The organism is Sulfurovum sp. UBA12169 (genome assembly GCA_002742845.1).
Taxonomy (GTDB): domain Bacteria; phylum Campylobacterota; class Campylobacteria; order Campylobacterales; family Sulfurovaceae; genus Sulfurovum.
In genome coordinates, this window is sequence record DLUH01000005.1 from 589,434 (window position 1) to 610,067 (window position 20,634).

Consider the following 20,634-nt stretch of genomic DNA (forward strand, 5'->3'; position numbering starts at 1 on the left):
TTCAATGACAACCTATCTGGATTTTGAGCAAAAAATTGCACAGATTCAAGATCTTATTGAATCTGTGCAGGCTAGCGGAAATACAATTGCATTTGCAAAACTTCAAAAAGATTTGGAAAAAGAAGTAGCAAAAACATTTGGCTCTCTTAGCGATTATCAAAAACTTCAACTTGCTCGTCATCCGGATAGACCTTACGCTCTTGATTATATCAGAATGATTATGGAAAATGCCTATGAAATTCACGGAGACAGGGCATTTAGAGATGATCCCGCCATGCTGTGCTATATCGGCTGGATAGGCGGTCAAAAAGCCATGGTGATCGGTGAGCAAAAAGGGCGCGGCGTTAAAAATAAGATCAAAAGAAATTTTGGTATGCCCAATCCCGAAGGATACAGAAAAGCCCTTCGTGCAGTCAGACTGGCAGAGAAGTTTGATATCCCTGTTTTGATGCTCATAGATACTCCGGGCGCCTATCCGGGACTTGGTGCAGAAGAGAGAGGACAGAGTGAAGCCATTGCCAGAAATCTTTTTGAGTTTGCTTCAGTAAAGGTGCCGCTTGTTTCGATTGTCATCGGTGAAGGCGGTTCAGGAGGCGCTTTGGCAATAGGGGTTGCAGATAAGCTTGCGATGATGCGCTATTCCGTTTTTGCTGTTATCTCTCCGGAAGGATGTTCGGCTATTTTATGGAATGACCCTTCCAAGGTAGAGGCCGCAACAAAAGCACTGAAAATAACCCCCAATGATCTTTTGGAACATAAACTTGTTGACGATGTGCTCGATGAACCTCTTATCGGCGCACACCGAGACAAAGAGACTGCAGCGCAAGTGGTTAAAGAATATTTTTTGCAAAGTGTAAAATCACTCAGAGAGCTCTCAGAAAGCGAATTGCTTGAGCAGCGTTATGCCAAATTGACCGGCGTGGGCGCTTATTCTGAGTAAGCTACTGTCTTTTCCATGATACACACTATAGCCAATACTCTTGTTTCTGCTATTGGAGAGTGGGGGTATTGGGGTATATTTCTTTTGATGTTTATTGAGAGTACGTTTTTCCCTTTCCCCAGTGAAGTCGTTATGATACCGGCCGGTTATCTTGCCCATAAAGGTGAGATGAATCTTTATTTGATCGTTTTGGTAGGCATAGCGGGCTCTGTTGCGGGAGCACTTTTTAATTATTATATTGCACTTTGGTTTGGCAGAAGTTTTTTGCTCAAATACGGAAAATATATGTTTATCAAGGCTGAAACGCTTGAAAAGTTAGAAAAGTTTTTCTATAAGCACGGCGAACTTTCTACTTTCAACGGAAGGCTTATCCCCGGCATCAGACAGCTCATCTCATTGCCTGCAGGATTGGCACGCATGAATGTTGCAACGTTTTCTTTTTATTCGGGGCTGGGTGCGGGCATTTGGGTGATTGTTTTGGTGATGCTGGGATATTTGCTTGGCTCCAATGAGGCGCTTATCTCCGAGCATCTTGCATCTGCAACACTGATTGCCCTTATTTGCGTAGTGCTGATCACTCTTTTTTATATTGTTCGAAACAAAAGAAGAAAAGAGATACTTGAAGAATAGTGCCTCTGCGCATAGTCAATAAAAAATTACCCCACCATCCAGGCAAGATATTTTTTCTTTTTGATCTTAATCTCTTTTAATGCTTTTAAAACTTTATTTGCCACTGAGTGATGAAGTGCGACATAAGACTTTGTGTCGGCAATATATATCTTTCCTATCAATTTATGTTCAACGCCTATCTCTTTGCATAGAGTACCCAATATATCTGCGGCGCGCAGTTTGTTTTTTTTGCCGCCATTGATACAAAGTGTCTCATACTCAGATGTCATTTTAAATGCTGTATCGACACGCAACTCTTTGATGTCTGCCGTGCGGGCCGAAGAGGTGATATAGGAGCATTTGGCGCTCTCTTTGGGTTCATAGAGAGAAATTGCCGTTCCTGTGGCGTCCGCACGCCCGGTGCGTCCGATACGATGGGTATAGACTTCTTTGTCAAAAGGCAAATCATAATTGATAATAAGCTCAATACCTTTAATGTCCAGGCCTCTTGAGGCAACATCGGTAGCCACAAGAATGCGTTTGGAACCATTGGAAAAAACAATGACAGATTCGTTGCGTTCTTTTTGTTCCAGGTCGCCATGTATGTCGATGGCAGAATGTCCTTGATGATGCAATGCATCAGTAAGAGATATGGCTTGCGCTTTTGTATTGCAAAAAATAAGCAGAGATTCCGGTTTGTAAGAGTGTATAAGGGTTGTGAGGGTTTTAAATTTATCAGAAGTCTCATAAACTATCTCATCTATTTTGGCACTTTCTTGGAGCGTATCTACCTTGAGGGTAAGAGGCTGTTTTAGGAGGGCTTTGGCCAATTTTTCTATCTTCTGCGGAAAAGTGGCCGAGAAAAGAAGCGTCTGTTTGGATCGAGGCATGTTGGAGCCAATTTTGATGATCTCATCATAGAAACCCATATCCAGCATGCGGTCTGCTTCGTCAAGCACAAGGGTGTTAATGCTATCGAGCACAAGTGTCTCTTTGGCAAGATGATCCTGGATACGCCCCGGTGTGCCTATAAGTATATGCGCCCCCTTGGCAAGCGATTGAGCCTGCGTACGAAGCGGTACGCCCCCATAGAGTGTAATGATCTTGAGATTCGCTTTATACGAGGCTACTTTTCGAAGTTCGACAGCTATTTGGTCTGCCAATTCTCTGGTGGGCGTGATAACAATAGTTTGAGGTTTGTTTTGGTTGATATCTGTACGCATGATGCAGGGCAGGCCAAATGCCAGAGTTTTGCCTGAACCGGTCTTGGATTGTGCGAGGATATCTTTGCCCTCCAAAATAGGAACAATAGCTTTATCTTGTATCTGTGTCATTTGGCTAAAGCCCAAAGAGGCTAGATTTTCTAAAAGTGCCTGAGGTATTTCTTTGATAGTATTGAATGTTTTCATGATGTCGTTAATGTCCAGTGTGTCGTATATTGGTGATAAAAGAAGTGCAAAAATAATGCTTAAAGAGAAAGGGAGTGAGTCAAAGACTCACAGAAAAACTTATGCTTGAGATTTTTTATACTCTAAAATCATTTGATAGGCTTCATCTTTTAGTCTAAGCTTCTCTTTTTTGATCGTCTCAAGTTCCATGTCGGTCAATGCAAGACGTCCCTCATCCGCATCTTTGGCTTTTTGATCTAATTCATTGTGTTTTTCAAAAATTTTAGCAAAATGTGCATTCTCTTGTTTAAGCTGGCTGATTTCGTCTCTATATTCATGTAGCATATGTACTCCTAGTAGTCATTTATATAATTTTATCGTTTTTGCGGTTAGAATCGTATTAATAGTAAGAGATTCTCTTAGGTTCTGTACTCTGCATTGATTTTCACATATTCATAGCTTAAATCACAGCCGTAAGAGGTATAAGCCCCATCTCCCAAGCCTAAGTCGCATGTGACTTTAAAGCTTTCTTGTTTCATAATTTTGTAGGCTTCATTTTCACGTGCTTTATCCAGTTCTCTATGCTCACCTGAATAAATAAGCAGATCATCATAATAAATGGAGAGCGTACGGTCATCGCATGCTATACCGCTCGCCCCAATCGTAGAAGCGATACGCCCCCAATTTGGATCTTCCCCAAAAAGCGCTGTTTTGACAAGCAGTGAGTTGCTAAGCGCTCTTGAGGCTTTTTTGGCTTCATCTTGGTTTTTAGCGCCTTTTACTTCAAATGCGACAAGTTTGTTTGCCCCTTCGCCGTCTTTAAGGATAAGCATGGCCAGTTCGAACATAATTTTCTCCAATGCTTTGGCAAAAGCTTCTTTATGATAGCTTCCGCTTTGTTTGTTGGCAAGAAGCAAAACCGTATCGTTGGTCGAGGTATCGCCGTCGACAGAGATGCGGTTGAAAGAGTTTTCGGTTGCATCGTTAAGCAGTTCGGTCATATCGGCTTTAGGGATATCGGCATCGGTAATCACAAAACAGAGCATGGTTGCCATCGCAGGATTGATCATGCCCGCGCCTTTACAGATAGCTCCGATGTGAAACGATCCTCCGTTTTCAAGTTCTACTTTGTAGGCAAGCTCTTTTTTGAAACTGTCTGTTGTCATGATAGCTTTTGCCGTCTGATCGGAATTTCTGGCATTGAAATCGAGTGTATCGAATGCAGAAGCGATTTTGTCGATCGGCAAACGATACCCGATTACACCCGTCGAGCTCATGACCGGATTAAGAACGTCGATCTTTTTTGAAAGAGAAGAGAAGAGAGTGTCAATATCTTCGATGCCTTTTTCTCCTGTCATGGCATTGGCATTTTTGGCATTCATCAGTATAAAATTGGTTTGAAAATCTTTAGGATATTTTTGAAAATGTTTGATGGGCGCCGCCTGGAAAACATTGGTGGTAAACACCGCAGCAATATCACAAGGCGTATCGCTGCGTATAAAAGCAACATCGCCGGCGATCTCATTTGACTTTGAATCTGACGGTTTGGTGCGCATACCCACATTGGCAGCACCGAAAAAAAAGCCTTGCACGTTTTCAAGGCCGTTCTTTAAAGGGAAAAGTTTAAACATATTTGAGCTCCTCTGGTTTTTCTTTTTTGCGTATGATTTTTTTGGCTTTACTGATACCTTCGCTTGTGCCTATCAGTAAAAGTTTTGATTCGGGCATGATAATAATATCCCCCTTAGGCATAGGTATGAATTTATCATCTTTTTGACGTATTCCGATGATTGTTACATTGGCAATGTCTCTTAAGCGCGCAGTTTTGATCATTTTAAGCGCAAGCCAAGAGGTTTTTGATACTTTCGCCTCTTCCATATCAAGCGGTGTATCTCTTTTGTACAGAAATTCCTGTAAAAGATTTTCCATGTCGGGTCTTGCCGCCATAGCATTGACGCGTTGCGCCAAAAGTGATGTGGCGGTGACTACCCTGTCTGCGCCCAGTTTAAGCAGTTTTTCGTCATCTTCTTGATTTTGTGCACTGGAGATGATAAGAAATTTTCTTGCACGATGAATTTCTGTTTCATAAAGTCGTGTCGATGCGATAGCGGCAATGTTATCCGCCACGTTGTCTGCGAGTGTGATGAGGCCTTTGGCGCTGGAAAGATGAGATTTCAAAATACCTTCTTGGGTATGAGGCTGGGCAGACACAAAGTAGGGATAGCGGTATTTTTTAGCTATCTCTTCGAGATCTTCTCTGGGATCAACAACGACAAAGGGGATGTGATTTGCACGAAGTTCTTTGGTGACCTGTATGGTAAATTCATTGTGGTAGCAGACAACAAAATGGTATTTAAGTCTGGCAATCTCATAAAGCATTGTGCGCTCCTTGGCAGTTTTTTGAAATTCACCCTTTTTGACTACTTCTACGATAATACCTATGGCGATGGAAAACACAATAAAACCAAAGATAATCAGGGTAATCGTAAATATTCTTCCCAAGTCAGAGATGGGACGTATCTCTCCAAATCCTACCGTAGTAAAGGTGACGCCGGTTTGGTAGATAGCGTCCATAAGGGGAAAATCATCAATGATCATGTAGCCCATGGTGCCGATAAGCATCATAAAAACAGTAAGAATGAGCGGAAGTCTAAAAGAGGCTAAATGGGAATAATACTCATCATTTAGTGTAATATGCGGTTTGGGGGCGCTTCTCCAGCCGAGAAACGTTTTTAGTGTGGCAATAGCACTCAAAATGCTATATCCCAAAAAGGGATATTAGTTGGCTGCTGTAGCTTTGGCAGCTTGTTTTTTCATTGTTCTAAGTGTAGAAGCAGCAACTTTGATACGCTGAGTCGTCCCGTCTTCCAATGTGATTTTCACCGTTCTAATGTTTGGAAGCTGTCTTCTTTTTGTTTTGTTGTTTGCATGAGAAACATTATTTCCCGTAAGCGGTCCTTTGCCTGAAACTGAACATTTTCTTGACATGATAATACCTTCTATGTAATGTAGACTTCATACGTTTGGATATGAAACCTCGAATATTTTGTGCGATTATAGAAAAAAATAGCATAAAATTTGCTTAAGGCGTGTTTTGATTGTGTCTGAAATTCTCTTTTCCTTTAAAATACACAAAGGATTGAATAAAATTTGGCAATGCCAAATCTACGGTATGCTATAATCGCATTCATTAAATTAACAATGAGGATTATTTATGTTAGTTGCCCCAAGTATACTTTCTGCTGATTTTGGATATTTGGCAAGGGATGTGGAAGCCATCTGCGAGGGCGGTTGCGATTTTGTGCATGTGGATGTGATGGACGGGCATTTTGTGCCAAATCTCACGATAGGTCCTGTAGTTGTGGATGCAGTGGCCACAGCCGCCACTAAACCCCTTGATGTTCATTTAATGGTGCAGAACAACAGCTTTTTTGTTGATCTGTTCGCACCGTTAAAGCCTGAATTTATCTCTTTTCATATCGAAGAAGAAAAACATCCTCACAGGCTTATACAAAAAATCCGTTCTTTGGGCATTCGTCCGGCTATTGTGCTCAATCCGCATACACCTCCCGAAGCCATAGAGTTTTTGCTTGAAGATGTAGATATGGTTTTGCTGATGAGTGTCAACCCCGGATTTGGCGGACAAAGGTTTATCTCTTCTGTGATTGAAAAAGCCAAACGCCTTAAAAAGCTTATCATGCAAAAAAATCCCGCATGCCTTATAGAGGTCGATGGCGGCGTGAATGATGAAAACGTAAAGCTTCTTGAAGAAGCAGGCGTAGATGTCGTAGTCGCAGGTTCATTTGTTTACGGCCATCCCGAAGGAATTAAAGAAGCTATAGCTTCTTTAAGATAAAAAGAGAGAAAAATGACTAGAGTCAAGATATGCGGAATCACAAATCTTCAGGATGCACTGGATGCAGTCGAGTGCGGAGCAGATGCGTTGGGATTTGTATTTTACGACCAATCGCCACGCTATATTGATCCCGAGCAAGCAAAGCAGATCATCGATAAACTGCCTCCTTTTATAGAAAGAGTGGGGCTGTTTGTGGATGAAAAGGCTGAAACAATCAATAGGATATGCAAATATACAGGCATCTCTTTGGCGCAAATTCATTTTGATGCAGACGAAGAGCTGACGGATGCAATTGATTTCAAAACCCTCCCGGTGGTAAGGGCAAAAAGCATCGAAGAGCTGGATAAATTTAAAAATAGATATCGTCTTATAGATGTATATAGCCGGGCATACGGCGGTACAGGCGATCGTCTTGACCTCTCATGGTTCAAAAACAGGGATTGTTCGAAGATGATTCTTGCAGGAGGACTCACGCCTGAAAACCTTGACGAAATAAAGGGCTTTGGATTTTACGGTGTTGATGTCAGTTCCGGCGTTGAAGCGGCAAAAGGCAAGAAAGATCCTAAGAAAGTAGCACAGTTTATAGCAAATGCGAAATGTATTTAGTGAACTAACCAACGCCTTTCGCAAGAATAGAGGCATACTCTCTTCGGAGCGGTACAAACAAATTGTGATGAAGCACACTACGCTATTGGAAGACAGTGATACGATTTTTATTTTGCTGCAAGCTTCCGGATATCCTATTGTGCAGGAAGATGAACAGTATCGTTTGGAAACCTTCTTTACTTCCCATGAAGAACAGCACTACTGTGTCATAGACATAGAAACCAACGGAAGCAAACCCGGAACGTCCCAGGTGATAGAGATAGGGGCGGTGATGATGCAGAACGGCCGGATCATTGACAGCCTGGAAACTTTTGTGGAGTGTGCCTTTTTGCCCGAGTATATCACTAAAATAACAGGCATAGAGCCGACCGATCTCATTGGTGCACCAAGCCGAAAAGAGGCATTGACCAGGTTGCGGCATTTTATGGGAGATGCGGTTTTTGTAGCGCATAATGCCGATTTTGATTATAATTTTTTAAATGCCTCTTTCGACCGGTTTGGGTTGGGGACCATAGGTAATCCTAAGCTTTGCACGATTGATCTGGCTAAGCGCACGTTTGAGAGTGAGCGGTATGGATTGGCATATCTGATCGAATCTTTACAGATAGAGACGGCTACCCATCACCGCGCCTACAGTGATGCGCTGTGTGCAGCAAGGGTGATGCAAAAAAGCTTTGAAACACTTCCGGGATATGTGAGTACAACCGATGATCTGCTGCAATTTTCACTTTCAAGCAAAAAAAGCAGAAGAGCAAGCAAAGAACAATCGGGCATCACTCCTTGAGGACGTGGTGTAAAAACAGTATTTGTGCAAATATCGGTGCAAATATATTCATGACCGGAATATAATTGAAAAGTGAAGCGATGATGGCAATGGTTCTTGCTTTTTTGTTTTTTTCTTTGCGTATCTGCCTGTCTTTTATAAACAAAGACCCCACTTCATAGATCGTCGGTTCCTTGATGAGAACAGACCAAAGATAAAGCATGACCAGCTGACCTAGCACGGGGATAAACAGCAAGGGGATGCAGAGTATAAAAAGTACCAAAAAAACAAGACTTGCTTTTGCTGTTACCGCCGCAGAAGCAGCGATAGTCGGCTGTCCTGTGACGGGAGTGTCCGGGTAATGCTTTTTTGCCAATTTGATCAAAAGAGTTTCGCTGTAAAGCGACGTAAACAGGGTGATTAAAACGATAAAAAACATATATCCAAAAGCGAATGTTGCTATGGATGCGCCTGTTGTTTGCAGCCACTCCAAAGGTATCCATTGAAGATAAGAAGCGATAAAATCCAACACGCTGTTCCAAAATATCCACATCGGCGCAACGGTAAGAGTCAGCGCCCCAAGCGCTATTTTAAATACAAACAAAATAACATCTTTTCCCAAGAGATCGCCCAGCGTCCTGGAAATCGTTTGGTTCATCTATCGGTATTCGTTTTTAAACGCTACATAGCGTGCCGCAGAGGCATAAAGCTCTTTCACCTCTTCTTCTGTGAGTTCCCGTACCGCTTGGGCAGGGCTTCCCATGATAAGGCTGCGCGGAGGAAATTTTTTGTTTTTTGTCACCAAAGCACCCGCGCCCACAATTGATTCTTTTCCGATGACGGCACCGTCAAGTATGGTTGCGCTCATGCCGATCAGACAGGCATCTTCAATAGTGCAGCCATGGAGCATGACGCGGTGCCCCACCGTTACGTCATTGCCGATGATGGTGGGGTGGCCGTCACTCATATCTTCATTTTTATGGTGGGTGACGTGTATCATGCTGAGATCTTGGATGTTGCTTCTGTCGCCTATTTTGATGTAGTGAACGTCACCGCGCACTACACAGCCAAACCATACGGCGCTGTCTTCTCCCATCTCCACGCGCCCGATCACTGATGCGCCTTGGGCTATCCAGGCATTTTGTTTAAGCCGAGGTGTCCACTCTTTAAATGATAGCAGCATTGTCATGTCTCCTTTAATATACGGTTTGCCAAACGATTGACATAATCAGGTGTTTCTTTTTTAGTTTTATCATGGATCTTATTGACATATTCTTCTAAAATTTCATGATTATTGATAGGTTTGCCAAAAAGAGGAACTTTTACATAATTTCCGTCTTCTTGCAGTTCCCAGCGCAATTGATTGTCTGCAAGCTGGAGTTTGATAATCTGTTCGATTTTTCGTGAGAGATTTTCCTCAAAAATGGGAGTCATCAATTCAATACGTCTTACAAGATTTCTAGGCATAAGATCCGCGCTTGCTATATAGCATCTTACCTCACTATGCTTGAAAAAATAGATACGGGGATGTTCGAGATATTTTCCTATGATCGAATAGACATGAATGTTTTCGCTCAGCCCTTTGATGCCGGGTTTCAAGCAGCAAATGCCTCGTATGATCAGATCTATTTTGCATCCTTCCATCGAAGCGAGATAAAGTGCTTTGATGATATCTGTATCCACTAGTGAATTGGCTTTGAGGATGATGTGTCCATCGTGTTTATGTTTGCTCTCTTCGGTGATGAGCTGAAGAAGTTTGGGCTTTATTTGTGTGGGCGACATAAGAAGTGTATCGAGTTTCATAAAGGTTGAAAAACCGGTGAGAAAATGGAAAAAACGTGTCGCATCGCTGCCAAACTCCTCTTTGGCGGTAAAGTAGGAGATATCTGTATAGATCTTGGCTGTGCTGGGATTGTAGTTTCCTGTTGCCAGGTGTACGTAGCTTTTGAGCGTCTTTCCTTTTCGCTTGAGCACCTGTGCGATCTTTGCATGGACTTTAAGCCCGGGGATGCCGTACACGACATGTGCGCCTGCATTTTCCAATGCTTTTGCCCATCTGAGATTGTTCTCCTCGTCAAACCGCGCTTTAAGCTCAACAAGCACGGTGACTTGTTTGCCGTCTCTTACGGCGTCGATGAGTTCTTTTACGATCGGGGATTTTTGCCCTGCGCGATAGAGTGTCATGCGTATGGCAAGCGTTTCGGGATCGGCGGCGGCTTGATGGATAAATTTGACCACAGGATCAAAGCTGTCAAAAGGATGATAGAGCAGAACATCTTGTTTGTCGATCGCATCAAAGATATTTTCGCTGTCAAGCGGAGGCAATGTCTTGGGGCTGAAAGTCGGCAGCGTCAAATGGGAGAGTGCCTGGTCTCCCACGATCTGCCAAAACCCTCCGAGGTTAAGCGGCACGTTTTTGTAAGAATAGATATCTTTATCGTCAAGATTGAGGTGAGAGAGTAAAAAGTGGATAAGATCCCTGTCTCCCCCTTCGATCAGTTCAAGGCGTATCAGAGAGCCTTTATTTCTTGATCTTAAACCCTCTTGCAGAAGTTCCAAGAAATCATCTGCTTCTTCCTCTTCTATCTCTATATCGGCATTGCGTGTGACTCGAAACGGAGTGGATGCGATAGCGGTAAAACCGGGAAAAAGCTCAGAGATAAAATGTTTTACAATGCTCTCTATGGGAACAAATGTTTGACCCAGCGGTATAAAACGCGGCAAAATCCTTGGGATACGCACCAATCCGTGCTTGATGTGTCCAAAATCATCCTTAAGTGTCGCGGCCAGACCAAAACTGAGATTGTTGAGGTGCGGAAAGGGATGTGTCGCATCGACGGCGATAGGAAGAATAACGGGATAGATTTCACCCAAAAATATCTCTTTGATCTGTGCTTGTTCCTCATAATCGAGCGCATGAAACCGTTTGATGCTAACTCCGTGACTGTGAAGCTGAGAGATGACAGAGGTATAGCAGGACTCAAGCACTTCTTTTTCTTTGTGCAGGTACTCCTGGATCTGCTCAAGCTGTTCGGCGGGAGAGAGCTTGTCTGCCCCTGTTTCTTGAATGCGGGCTTTAAAGATTGCCTTGAGGCCTGCGACGCGTATCATATAAAACTCATCTAGATTGGTTCCGTAGATGGCAAGAAACTTCAACCGTTCAAGCGGAGGAAGTTTTTCATCCATGGCCTGAGCAAGAACACGGGAGTTGAACTGAAGCCATGAGAGTTCACGGTTGAAGTAGAGCTGTGATAAATTCAGATCCGGCGACATAAAAAACTCCATTGTTTGAATTGAAAATTAAAAGGTAAAAATTAAAAATTTCGGTAAGCGGTGCAGCGGCTCCACTTCTTATTGCTTGGAAGGATTATAGCAAAATAAAAGCACTTTGACAAAAGTGCATACTAAAATTTTTAATTTTTAATTTTTACCTGTTAATTGATCAAAAAGTTACAGTTTTTTGATCTTGGCGATCTCATCGCGCAGCCTTGCAGCCTCTTCAAATTCGAGATTTTTGGCAGCGGCAAGCATTTTTGCTTTGAGTTCCTGCATCAGTTTTTGTCTCTCGGCTTTGGGCATTTTGTCCAGTTTGCTTTGTTTGCTGTAAAGTTCGCCGGCATCTTCCACCTTAAGGTCTGTATCAAGCGTTCTGAGCGTTGTTTGGGGAGTGATGCCGTGGTGTTTGTTGTAGGCTAGCTGTTTTTGTCTTCTCTCTTGTGTGACATCGATGGTGGTTTGCATCGATTTGGTTATCCTTTTGGCATACATCAGCACCTGTCCGTTGACATTTCTCGCGGCTCTTCCTGCAGTTTGTATCAAGGAGGTCTCTGAACGCAGAAAACCTTCTTTGTCTGCATCAAGTATGGCAACGAGGCTCACTTCGGGAAGGTCAAGCCCTTCTCTGAGAAGGTTGATGCCTACCAAAATATCAAACTCCCCCAAACGCAAAGAGCGTATGGTTTGGTTACGTTCGATGGCGTCCATTTCTGAATGCATATAACGCGCCTTGAGTCCAAGGTCATTATAGTAGACAGTAAGCTCTTCGGCCATTTTTTTGGTCAATACCGTGATGAGGACACGTTCGCCCCTTTCTATAACAGGCTTCATTCTGTCATAGAGATGTTCGACCTGATAGGTGCTGTCTATCACCTCTATAGGCGGATCAAGCAGTCCGGTGGGACGTACGACCTGTTGCGCGACAGTAGAAGAAAGCTCCAGCTCAAGCGCAGAGGGGGTGGCAGAGACGAAAAGAAAATGGGGCGCTTTGTGGATGTATTCGTTAAACATCAGCGGCCGATTGTCCAAAGCAGAAGGAAGCCTAAACCCGTGATCGACCAAAACCTCTTTTCGGCTTCGGTCTCCTGCATACATGCCGCGAAACTGCGGCAGTGACACATGGGATTCATCGACGATAACCAGATAATCGTTATGCATCGTTTCAAAATAATCCATCATCGTATAGGGCGTTTCGCCGGGTTTTTTGCCTGTAAGATGTCGGGAGTAGTTCTCTATCCCTTTGCATATCCCTGTGGCTTCGAGCATCTCCAGATCAAACTCGGTGCGCTGTTTGAGCCTATGGTATTCTATCATGCGATCTTCTTTTTGGTAGTAGGCCAAACGCTCCGCAAGCTCCTCTTCGATACTTTTGATCGCCTGGGCAAGCTTCTCTTTTCCTACGATAAACTGATTGGCGGCGTAGATGGTTACCTCTTTTTTGGTTTCTTCTTTTTCGCCGGTAAGCGAGTTGAAGGTGTAAAGGGCTTCTACTTCATCCCCAAAAAACTCTACACGCACCGCAAACTCTTCAGCATAGGCAGGGTAGATATCTATCACCTCTCCTGTAACTCTGAAATCCCCCCGGTCAAAAAAGGCATCATTGCGCTTATATCCCATGTCCACCAGCCGAAGCAGCAGCGCTTTTTGGTTGTACTCATCGCCCACGCAGAGTTTTTGCACGATCGAGCGGTAGTCCTCAGGCGAGCCGAGTCCGTAATTGGCAGATACCGAAGCGACCACGATCACGTCATCATGCGAAAGCAAAGAGGCTGTCGTACTCAACCGCAAACGCTCCAGTTCTTCGTTGATGGAGCTGTCTTTTTCGATAAACAGGTCTTGGCGCGGCAAGTAAGCCTCAGGCTGGTAGTAGTCGTAGTAGCTGATGAAGTATTCCACGTGGTTGTTGGGAAAAAAACTTTTAAATTCGCTGTAAAGCTGCGCAGCAAGCGTTTTGTTGTGCGTCATGATCAGAGTGGGTTTTTGGGTTGTTTCGATCACTTTTGCCATCGTATAGGTTTTCCCCGATCCCGTGACACCCACCAGGGTTTGGTACTGGTTGCCTTCCATGATCGAACGGCTGATCTGATTGATCGCTTCGGGCTGGTCTCCGGCAGGCTTGTATGGACTGCTTACTGTAAAATCAGGCATGATCTCCCCCCTCTTTAAATTAGAAATTAGAAATTAGAAATTGTGGTTTGCATTACTTTGTAATGCCATTATTTTTTTAGGGTTTTAGTGATAGAAACCAATAAACTTACAAGTTCTTTACTGTCATTTAAAAGGCTATCATGCATTTGTTTTGAAAGATAGTCTGTGTCGTAGAGCAGATTTATCCAGTATTGTGTCTCGTTTGCCTCTTTAAGGGCAATCATAAGTTTATTTAAAAAATCTGCTCTTGATTGTGCGAATTTTGATTCACTTACTAAAGCACAAATAGCCGTACCGGAACGAGTAATTTGTTTATTTAAAATATATTCTTTCTTTTCTTTAGAAAGATATTGCGCTAGTTTAACTACACGAATAGAAAAGGCATAACTTTTATCATATAAGATATTATTTTCCTGCATTTTTCTCTCAATTTCTAATTTCTAATTTCTAATTTCTAATTCTTTTGCTATTATAGCAAATCAAATACATTTATATATTATGGAGCGAAAAAGATGTCTGCACTACACAGATTACAAGAGAAAATAGCACAATGGAAAAGAGATCACGAGGCGCTTAAAGAGGAAAATGCACAACTTAAAAACCGGCTGGACACTACGGCCGATTCGCAAAATCAGCAAGCCGCAGTGATAGAAGCGCTTAAACGCGAGCTTGAAGAGAAAGATGCAGAGATCGAGAAGATCATCGCCCAAGTCGAGGCGCTGCTCTCATAAGCTCGTTACTCATTACTAACTACTAAGGATTAAGAGTGAAAAATGTAGGATTGACTATCTCCGGGAAGCGTTATGAGATCAAACTCGAGGACGATTTTGCAGATTTTGTCAACAGGGACCTTAAAGAGGCGGGAGTGGAACTGCACAAAGACAATGCACCCGACAAACTGCTCAAAGCCTATCTTCGCCTGGCAAAACAGGCCACCAGCTATGAAGATGAGATAGAGTTGCTCATCGAGACGCTTGATGGCCTTTGATTTTATTTTGATTTAAGGTATAAAGATTTATACTGTTAGTCGACCGGCGAAGAGCCGGATCTAAAAAGGTTGGAGGAGTTAATCATGAAAAACATGAGACGCGGATTTACAATGATCGAATTGATCTTTGTTATCGTAATTATCGGGATATTAGCAGCGGTAGCGATACCTAAATTGGCAGCAACAAGAGACGATGCGAAAGTTTCAAATATTATTGCAAATGCAAGAACTGGATTGGGAGATATGACGGCATTTTATACGTCACAGGGAAATGCTAAGTGGATAGATCCAGCTACTAAAATTACTGAGGCGACGGATGTTCCTTTTGAGAGCACATGTGGTACAGAGTCAAACGCTACGACCGCGGGTAGTAATTTTTTATTGTGTGATGATCCAGCAGGTCAAGCTTGTATTACTTTTGCGACTGATGCAAATGGTTCGACTGTTACGATAACATCAACAGGCGGTACTCCGATATGCGATGGAGTTCTTAATGATCCAGCTATAAAAGCAATGGTAGCTACACCCCATAGCCTTGGTGGCGTAAAAGTAGTACGCTAAGTTTTATACCTCCCAAGCCTTCGCTTGGAGGTCTCTTCTTTTTTCTTTCTTTTCACTTTCACTTTTCTTTTTTTTCGTTGTGTGATATACTAACCGCATAAATCATATCAAAGCGGAACAGATGAAAAACAGAACGCAAAAAGCATTTACGATGGTGGAACTGGTATTTGTGATCGTGGTCATAGGGATACTTGCCGCGGTGGCAGTACCCAAACTGGCGGTGACACGGGATGATGCGATCGTCACCAAAGCGATGACGACGGTCTCTTCGGTCAGAAACGCGGTGGCAACCGAACGCCAAAAGCGTATCTTGAGGGGGGATTTTGATCCTATCACTTCACTGAGCAGTGACAGCGGATACGATAAGCCTATCTTTGACGGCTTTGACGGCAACACGAGCAGCCCCGTGCTGGAGTACCCTCCGATATCCTGCGCTGCGGCCTCTTCAAAAGGGTGCTGGGTGGATTCGGGAGACGGGGACTATACCTTTGTGATGCCCGTTTCGGGTACGGCCGTTTTTACGCTTAGCAACAATCGCTTTGTGTGCAAATCAAGCACCGATGAAAACTGCCAAGAGCTGACAAAGTAAATTGTACTATTATGAAGTGCTGCTGCTGCGCTCAAGCGCGCCGGCGTTGACCTACCATTGTGAAGAAAAGCTTGCCATAGGCGCTGTCGTGTCGGTGCCGCTGCAAAAGACACACAAAGAGGCTGTTGTCATCCGCAGCGCACCAAAGCCTGATTTTGAAACGGCCGAGATCATTTCGGTAAGCGATAGGTTCTATGCGCCCCGGCAGATGGAGCTTGCCAAGTTTATCGCTGAGTACTATTTCTCTTCATGGGGGGAAGCGGTCTCTTTGTTTATCCCTTTTAGGATAAATCAAAGAGAAGTGAATAGTGAGAAGTTAATAGTGAATAGCGGAAAGGTTCCGACATTAACCCAATCGCAACAAAAAGCTTACAGCCAACTTCTGAAAAAAGACAAAGCGCTGCTTTTTGGGGTGACGGGTTCGGGGAAAACGGAGATTTTTATCTCTCTTATGGCAAAGATGCTCCATGAGGGCAAAACAGCGATCTTTTTGATGCCCGAGATCTCGCTGACGCCGCAGATGGAAAAACGGCTGCGGGCGTATTTCGGTGACAGTGTGGCGATGTGGCACTCCGGGCTGACCAAGAAAAAAAAAGAATCCATCCTCGAGGGGATCTACAGCGGCAAAGTACGTATCGTTGCAGGCGCCCGCTCGGCGCTTTTTGTGCCGCTTGAAAATGTGGGGCTCATCATCGTGGATGAAGAGCATGACGACAGCTACAAGGCGATGACGCGTCCGCGCTACCATGCCAGAGATACGGCGGTGCTGATGGGAAGCAGACTGGGCGCAAAAGTGGTGCTGGCTTCTGCGACACCGAGTGCGGGCAGCTACTATAAGTACGATGCCGTGAAACTCGAAAGCGCTTACATCAAAACGGAAAAAACATACCGTTTCATCGCAGGCGACTGCATCAATGAGCCCATACTTAACGCCATAGAAAAACACTTTAGAGCCAAAGACCAAGGATTGCTTTTTTTGCCTACACGAGGCAATTTTAAGTATCTTTACTGTGAAAAATGCGGAAAGACCCATCTTTGTCCGTACTGCTCGGTGGGTATGGCGCTGCACAGAAACAAACGGCATCTCAAGTGCCACTACTGCAACTTCACCGAAGCGATACAGGATACCTGTACGTACTGCGGGCATCAGCCGCTTAAAAGCGAACGCATGGGCACGGCAGAAGCGATCGAAGTGATCAGGGGCGCGATCGAGGGCATCACGATAGAACAGTTCGACAAAGACAGCATTACTACGCCTAGGAAACTTGAAGAGGCATTGAACCGTTTTGAAAGCGGGCAGAGCCATTTGCTTCTGGGGACGCAGATGCTCAGCAAAGGGCACGACTATGCCAATATCACCTTAAGCGTGATCATGGGACTTGACTATATCTTGGGGTTGGCGGATTATCGTGCCAGAGAGCGTGCGATGAGCCTTCTTTTCCAGATCGCAGGGCGGAGCGGGCGCGCCAAAAAAGCCGAAGTGATCGTGCAGACGGGCGATGCGGCATTTTTTGAAACCTATCTGGAGGATTATGAACGGTTCATCAAAGACGAACTGGCCTTTTTAGAGATGGCGCACTATCCTCCTTTTGCTTCGCTCTCAAGGATACTTATCGCCCATAAAGACGAAAGCAAAGCAGGGAAAATCACTTTGGATATAGTGACAAAACTTAAAACCTTTGAAGGGATAGAGATCGTAGGCCACGGCAAAGCGCCCGTAGAAAAAATAGCAAGCAAGCACCGGTTTGTAATTTTGCTAAGATCAAAAAACAGAGTCCCTTTGCTCAAAGCGCTTCACGGAGTAGATTGCCGCGAGATAGAGATCGATATGGACCCGGTCGAATTTTCGTAGAAAATTCGAAGTGAATAGTGAATAGTTAATAGTGAATAACGGTAGTTTTCGGTAAAATATTTTTTATGAGTATACTGGCTGAGAAAAGTTATAAATTTGCTATCCGTATTGTCAAGTTAAATGCGTATTTGAAAGATGAGAAAAAAGAGTATACGCTGAGTAAGCAATTGCTTAGGTCGGGTACTGCAATAGGCGCTCTTGTTTCTGAAGCGCATTATGCACAATCAAAGGCTGATTTTATCAATAAACTTTCTATTGGACTGAAAGAAGCAAATGAAAGCAGATATTGGATCAGGCTTCTCAAAGATTGTGATTACTTAAATGATAGTATGGCAAACAGCATTTACTCAGACGTAGAAGAGCTTATCAAAATATTGACGAGCAGCATCAATACAGGAAAAGAGAAAAAGAATGACCATCAATAAAAAGTACACGGAGTGTACATACCAGAACTATTCACTATTCACTATTCACTATTCACTATTTATTCCTTGCTCTTCATTTTTTTCCCAAAGGAGAAAATCGTGAAAGAACGCTATCCTACCAAAAAGATCTATGTCGGCAGTGTGGGGGTGGGGGGCGATGCGCCTATCTCGGTGCAGTCGATGACCTACAGTGACACGCACAATGTCGCTGCAACGGTAGAGCAGATCAACCGGCTGCATTTTGCAGGGGCGGATATGGTGCGGGTTGCCGTGCCTGCGATGGAAGATGCGCTGGCGCTTAAAGCGATCAAAGAGCAGATCTCGCTGCCGCTGATTGCGGATATCCATTTTAACTATAAGCTTGCGCTTGAAGCGGCAAAATGGGTAGATTGCATCCGGTTTAACCCCGGCAATATCGGTGAGAAAGGACGCATCAAAGAGATCGTCAAAGCGTGTCAGGAGCGCTCTTTGCCTATACGCATAGGGGTCAATGCGGGTTCGCTTGAAAAAGAGTTTGACCAAAAGTACGGTGCAACCGCCGAGGGAATGGTGGCGAGTGCGGAGTATAACATCAAATTTTTGGAAGATTTGGGATTTACCGATATCAAAGTTTCCCTGAAAGCTTCTGATGTGGACAGGACTGTGGATGCCTACAGGATGCTGCGCCCCAAAAATAACTACCCGTTTCATCTGGGGGTGACCGAAGCGGGGACGATTTTTCATGCGACGATCAAATCCGCCATCGGCTTAGGCGCGCTTTTGCTTGACGGGATAGGCGATACGCTGCGTGTCTCCATCACGGGGGAGCTTGAAGAGGAGATCAAGATAGGGCGTGCCATCTTGAAAGATTCCGGTCGTGTCAAAGACGGGCTTAACATCATCTCCTGTCCTACCTGCGGCAGGATAGAGGCCGATCTGGTCAGCGCCGTAGCGGAAGTGGAAAGAAGAACGGCGCATATCACAACGCCGATGGATGTTTCGGTGATGGGATGCGTGGTCAATGCCATAGGCGAAGCCAAACACGCCGATGTCGCCATAGCCTACGGAAAAGGCATGGGGATGGTGATGGTCAGAGGCGAGGTGGTGGCAAAACTTCCCGAAGCTGAGCTGGTTGATAGGTTTGTCGAAGAGGTTGAAAAGTTTGCGAAGCAAAATGATGAGTGAAAAATTAAGAGTGAAGAGTGAGGAGTTTTGATGGAAAATATGTATAATCTCAATATCGAAAGGGCCGTACTTTCGTCGATCATCTTTGATCCTCAAACCTATGAGGAGATCGCAGCCAAACTCAAACCGCATGATTTTTATCTCCCCTTTCACCAATACCTGTTTGCAGCGATGGAGGAACTGAGCAAAGAAGAAAAACCCATCGATGAAGAGTTTTTGCGTTCCAAGCTGGTCTCAAAGGGTAAATTTGATGAAATTGCGATGCTTGACCTGCTTTCGGCAAATCCTATCACCAACACCGCCGCCTATCTTGCCGAGATCAAAGCCAAATCAAGCAAAAGAGCTTTGGCGACGTTGGCAACCGAGATCAAAAAAGTAACGATGGAGGATGATCTTCCTGCCGAAGAGATCATGAATCTTGTAGAAAAAAAACTCTACGAGATCACCCAAAACAGTACCGATGAAGATTTTAGAGAATCCAAAGAGATCGCTTTTGCGATGATGGAAGAGATCGAGCGCCTTAAAGCGCTAGGCAATTCCAGGTTGATCGGGACAGATACGGGATTTAAAAATCTCAATGAAAAAACATCGGGATTTGGAAAGGGAGATTTGGTCATCATCGCTGCACGGCCTGCGATGGGTAAAACCGCCCTGGTGCTCAATATGGCGCTTAGAGCCATCGAACGCAATGAAGGGGTGGCGTTTTTTTCACTGGAGATGCCTGCAGAGCAGTTGATGCTCAGAATGCTTTCAGCCAAAACATCTATCCCCCTTCAATCTTTGCGCGTGGGTGATTTGATGGATGAGCAGTGGAGCCAGCTTTCTGCTGCTGTGGATGAACTCTCGCGAAAGAAGCTTTTTGTGGATGACGGAGGGTACGCTACGATCCATCATGTGCGAAGCAAACTAAGAAAACTCAAGACCCGGCATCCGGAGATCACGCTGGCGGTGATAGATTATCTTCAGTTGATGAGCGGCGAAGGCAGAGAAGGCCGACAGCAGGAAGTTTCAGAGATCTCCAGAGGGCTCAAGCAGCTTGCCAGAGAATTGCAGATCCCTATCGTGGCGCTCTCACAGCTCAACCGTTCGCTTGAATCCAGGGAAAACAAACGTCCGATGCTCTCAGACCTGAGGGAATCAGGAGCGATCGAGCAGGATGCGGATATTATTTTATTTGTTTACCGCGATGATGTGTACCGTGAGGCCAAAGAGAAAGAAAAAGAGATGAAAGCCAGAGCTGAGGGCAAAGAGTACAGCAGCGACTTTAGAAAAAAACCCGAAGAGGAAGCGGAGATCATCATCGGAAAACAAAGAAACGGTCCGACAGGGACGGTGGAGTTGGTCTTTCAGAAAAAATACACCCGTTTTGTCGATGCCTCCCACTCTCCGGCTTTTGAGGTTGTTTATGAAGAGGGCAATGTGGACATGAGAGAAGGGCACATTGAAATACCTCACATCTAGACTTTTGG

General features: G+C 44.3%; 22 protein-coding genes and 1 pseudogene. 13 read left to right on the forward strand and 10 right to left on the reverse strand.

All coding sequences use genetic code 11. The features are described from left to right. Window positions 1-4 precede the first annotated feature (4 nt). A complete protein-coding gene (locus CFH81_08005; GenBank protein DAB40138.1) occupies window positions 5-940 on the forward strand; it encodes an acetyl-CoA carboxylase carboxyl transferase subunit alpha in 936 nt (311 codons plus the stop codon). Window positions 941-955: 15 nt separating this feature from the next. Further along, entirely contained in the window at window positions 956-1,570 is a 615-nt protein-coding gene (locus CFH81_08010; GenBank protein DAB40139.1) for a DedA family protein, read from the forward strand. A gap of 26 nt (window positions 1,571-1,596) precedes the next feature. Here CFH81_08010 and CFH81_08015 read toward each other — a convergent pair whose 3' ends face one another. The 5 genes from CFH81_08015 to rpmB all read right to left on the reverse strand — a co-directional run bounded on the left by CFH81_08015 (window position 1,597) and on the right by rpmB (window position 5,925). Next, window positions 1,597-2,958 carry an ATP-dependent RNA helicase DbpA gene (locus tag CFH81_08015; protein DAB40140.1) on the reverse strand — a complete coding sequence of 454 codons (1,362 nt, stop codon included), beginning with the start codon at window positions 2,956-2,958 and terminating at the stop codon, window positions 1,597-1,599. Window positions 2,959-3,057: 99 nt separating this feature from the next. Next, window positions 3,058-3,282: a hypothetical protein gene (locus CFH81_08020; protein DAB40141.1), complete on the reverse strand. Its 225-nt coding sequence runs from the start codon at window positions 3,280-3,282 to the stop codon at window positions 3,058-3,060. Between the two features lie 74 nt (window positions 3,283-3,356). After that, a complete protein-coding gene (locus CFH81_08025) occupies window positions 3,357-4,568 on the reverse strand; it encodes a bifunctional ornithine acetyltransferase/N-acetylglutamate synthase (GenBank protein DAB40142.1) in 1,212 nt (403 codons plus the stop codon). After that, window positions 4,561-5,691 (reverse strand): potassium channel protein, encoded by a 1,131-nt coding sequence (locus CFH81_08030; protein DAB40457.1) that lies wholly within the window; start codon window positions 5,689-5,691, stop codon window positions 4,561-4,563. Before CFH81_08030 ends, CFH81_08025 begins: the two co-directional genes overlap by 8 nt. Window positions 5,692-5,715: 24 nt before the next feature. Further along, window positions 5,716-5,925 carry a 50S ribosomal protein L28 gene (rpmB, locus tag CFH81_08035; protein DAB40143.1) on the reverse strand — a complete coding sequence of 70 codons (210 nt, stop codon included), beginning with the start codon at window positions 5,923-5,925 and terminating at the stop codon, window positions 5,716-5,718. 226 nt (window positions 5,926-6,151) lie between these two features. Between rpmB and rpe the strand changes: the two genes are divergently transcribed. The 3 genes from rpe to CFH81_08050 are packed head-to-tail and all read left to right on the forward strand — an operon-like array spanning window position 6,152 to window position 8,183. Further along, window positions 6,152-6,793 carry a ribulose-phosphate 3-epimerase gene (gene rpe / locus CFH81_08040; GenBank protein DAB40144.1) on the forward strand — a complete coding sequence of 214 codons (642 nt, stop codon included), beginning with the start codon at window positions 6,152-6,154 and terminating at the stop codon, window positions 6,791-6,793. Window positions 6,794-6,805: 12 nt separating this feature from the next. Further along, entirely contained in the window at window positions 6,806-7,399 is a 594-nt protein-coding gene (locus CFH81_08045; GenBank protein DAB40145.1) for an N-(5'-phosphoribosyl)anthranilate isomerase, read from the forward strand. After that, window positions 7,383-8,183 (forward strand): DNA polymerase III subunit epsilon, encoded by an 801-nt coding sequence (locus CFH81_08050; protein ID DAB40146.1) that lies wholly within the window; start codon window positions 7,383-7,385, stop codon window positions 8,181-8,183. The genes CFH81_08045 and CFH81_08050 overlap by 17 nt, the downstream gene beginning before the upstream one ends. Here CFH81_08050 and CFH81_08055 read toward each other — a convergent pair. The 5 genes from CFH81_08055 to CFH81_08075 form a co-directional block, all read right to left on the reverse strand. Continuing rightward, a complete protein-coding gene (locus CFH81_08055) occupies window positions 8,173-8,820 on the reverse strand; it encodes a hypothetical protein (GenBank protein ID DAB40147.1) in 648 nt (215 codons plus the stop codon). The two genes, CFH81_08050 and CFH81_08055, sit on opposite strands and share 11 nt — an antisense overlap. Beyond that, a complete protein-coding gene (locus CFH81_08060; GenBank protein ID DAB40148.1) occupies window positions 8,821-9,345 on the reverse strand; it encodes a gamma carbonic anhydrase family protein in 525 nt (174 codons plus the stop codon). A gap of 2 nt (window positions 9,346-9,347) precedes the next feature. Next, entirely contained in the window at window positions 9,348-11,435 is a 2,088-nt protein-coding gene (locus CFH81_08065; protein ID DAB40149.1) for an RNA degradosome polyphosphate kinase, read from the reverse strand. A gap of 177 nt (window positions 11,436-11,612) precedes the next feature. Next, window positions 11,613-13,586 (reverse strand): excinuclease ABC subunit B, encoded by a 1,974-nt coding sequence (locus CFH81_08070; protein DAB40150.1) that lies wholly within the window; start codon window positions 13,584-13,586, stop codon window positions 11,613-11,615. Between the two features lie 68 nt (window positions 13,587-13,654). Next, a complete protein-coding gene (locus tag CFH81_08075; GenBank protein ID DAB40151.1) occupies window positions 13,655-14,005 on the reverse strand; it encodes a four helix bundle protein in 351 nt (116 codons plus the stop codon). Between the two features lie 93 nt (window positions 14,006-14,098). Here CFH81_08075 and CFH81_08080 point away from each other — a divergent pair, with 93 nt between their 5' ends. The 8 genes and pseudogenes from CFH81_08080 to CFH81_08115 all read left to right on the forward strand — a co-directional run bounded on the left by CFH81_08080 (window position 14,099) and on the right by CFH81_08115 (window position 20,626). Beyond that, window positions 14,099-14,317 (forward strand): hypothetical protein, encoded by a 219-nt coding sequence (locus CFH81_08080; protein DAB40152.1) that lies wholly within the window; start codon window positions 14,099-14,101, stop codon window positions 14,315-14,317. A gap of 35 nt (window positions 14,318-14,352) precedes the next feature. Continuing rightward, window positions 14,353-14,574 carry a hypothetical protein gene (locus tag CFH81_08085; protein ID DAB40153.1) on the forward strand — a complete coding sequence of 74 codons (222 nt, stop codon included), beginning with the start codon at window positions 14,353-14,355 and terminating at the stop codon, window positions 14,572-14,574. Between the two features lie 84 nt (window positions 14,575-14,658). Continuing rightward, window positions 14,659-14,844, forward strand: a pseudogene (locus CFH81_08090) (prepilin-type cleavage/methylation domain-containing protein). Between the two features lie 412 nt (window positions 14,845-15,256). After that, complete coding sequence (locus tag CFH81_08095; GenBank protein ID DAB40154.1) at window positions 15,257-15,724, forward strand: prepilin-type cleavage/methylation domain-containing protein; 468 nt, start codon at window positions 15,257-15,259, stop codon at window positions 15,722-15,724. 1 nt (window position 15,725) lies between these two features. Continuing rightward, window positions 15,726-17,576, forward strand: coding sequence for a primosomal protein N' (locus CFH81_08100; protein ID DAB40155.1), 1,851 nt, complete (start codon window positions 15,726-15,728; stop codon window positions 17,574-17,576). A gap of 65 nt (window positions 17,577-17,641) precedes the next feature. Further along, entirely contained in the window at window positions 17,642-18,001 is a 360-nt protein-coding gene (locus tag CFH81_08105) for a four helix bundle protein (GenBank protein ID DAB40156.1), read from the forward strand. Between the two features lie 99 nt (window positions 18,002-18,100). Continuing rightward, window positions 18,101-19,165 carry a 4-hydroxy-3-methylbut-2-en-1-yl diphosphate synthase gene (locus tag CFH81_08110; GenBank protein ID DAB40157.1) on the forward strand — a complete coding sequence of 355 codons (1,065 nt, stop codon included), beginning with the start codon at window positions 18,101-18,103 and terminating at the stop codon, window positions 19,163-19,165. A 27-nt stretch (window positions 19,166-19,192) separates the two neighbouring features. After that, window positions 19,193-20,626, forward strand: a complete 1,434-nt coding sequence (locus CFH81_08115) for a replicative DNA helicase (GenBank protein ID DAB40158.1) — start codon at window positions 19,193-19,195, stop codon at window positions 20,624-20,626. The last annotated feature ends 8 nt before the right edge of the window (window positions 20,627-20,634 follow it).

Coding starts and splice junctions, on each gene's coding strand:
- CFH81_08005 (DAB40138.1), top strand. CDS start 5: ATGACAACCTATCTGGATTTTGAGCAAAAAATTGCACAGATTCAAGAT.
- CFH81_08095 (DAB40154.1), top strand. CDS start 15,257: ATGAAAAACAGAACGCAAAAAGCATTTACGATGGTGGAACTGGTATTT.
- CFH81_08075 (DAB40151.1), bottom strand. CDS start 14,005: ATGCAGGAAAATAATATCTTATATGATAAAAGTTATGCCTTTTCTATT.
- CFH81_08070 (DAB40150.1), bottom strand. CDS start 13,586: ATGCCTGATTTTACAGTAAGCAGTCCATACAAGCCTGCCGGAGACCAG.
- CFH81_08105 (DAB40156.1), top strand. CDS start 17,642: ATGAGTATACTGGCTGAGAAAAGTTATAAATTTGCTATCCGTATTGTC.
- rpe (DAB40144.1), top strand. CDS start 6,152: ATGTTAGTTGCCCCAAGTATACTTTCTGCTGATTTTGGATATTTGGCA.
- CFH81_08025 (DAB40142.1), bottom strand. CDS start 4,568: ATGTTTAAACTTTTCCCTTTAAAGAACGGCCTTGAAAACGTGCAAGGC.
- CFH81_08045 (DAB40145.1), top strand. CDS start 6,806: ATGACTAGAGTCAAGATATGCGGAATCACAAATCTTCAGGATGCACTG.
- CFH81_08060 (DAB40148.1), bottom strand. CDS start 9,345: ATGCTGCTATCATTTAAAGAGTGGACACCTCGGCTTAAACAAAATGCC.
- CFH81_08080 (DAB40152.1), top strand. CDS start 14,099: ATGTCTGCACTACACAGATTACAAGAGAAAATAGCACAATGGAAAAGA.
- CFH81_08050 (DAB40146.1), top strand. CDS start 7,383: ATGCGAAATGTATTTAGTGAACTAACCAACGCCTTTCGCAAGAATAGA.
- rpmB (DAB40143.1), bottom strand. CDS start 5,925: ATGTCAAGAAAATGTTCAGTTTCAGGCAAAGGACCGCTTACGGGAAAT.
- CFH81_08065 (DAB40149.1), bottom strand. CDS start 11,435: ATGTCGCCGGATCTGAATTTATCACAGCTCTACTTCAACCGTGAACTC.
- CFH81_08010 (DAB40139.1), top strand. CDS start 956: ATGATACACACTATAGCCAATACTCTTGTTTCTGCTATTGGAGAGTGG.
- CFH81_08055 (DAB40147.1), bottom strand. CDS start 8,820: ATGAACCAAACGATTTCCAGGACGCTGGGCGATCTCTTGGGAAAAGAT.
- CFH81_08015 (DAB40140.1), bottom strand. CDS start 2,958: ATGAAAACATTCAATACTATCAAAGAAATACCTCAGGCACTTTTAGAA.
- CFH81_08020 (DAB40141.1), bottom strand. CDS start 3,282: ATGCTACATGAATATAGAGACGAAATCAGCCAGCTTAAACAAGAGAAT.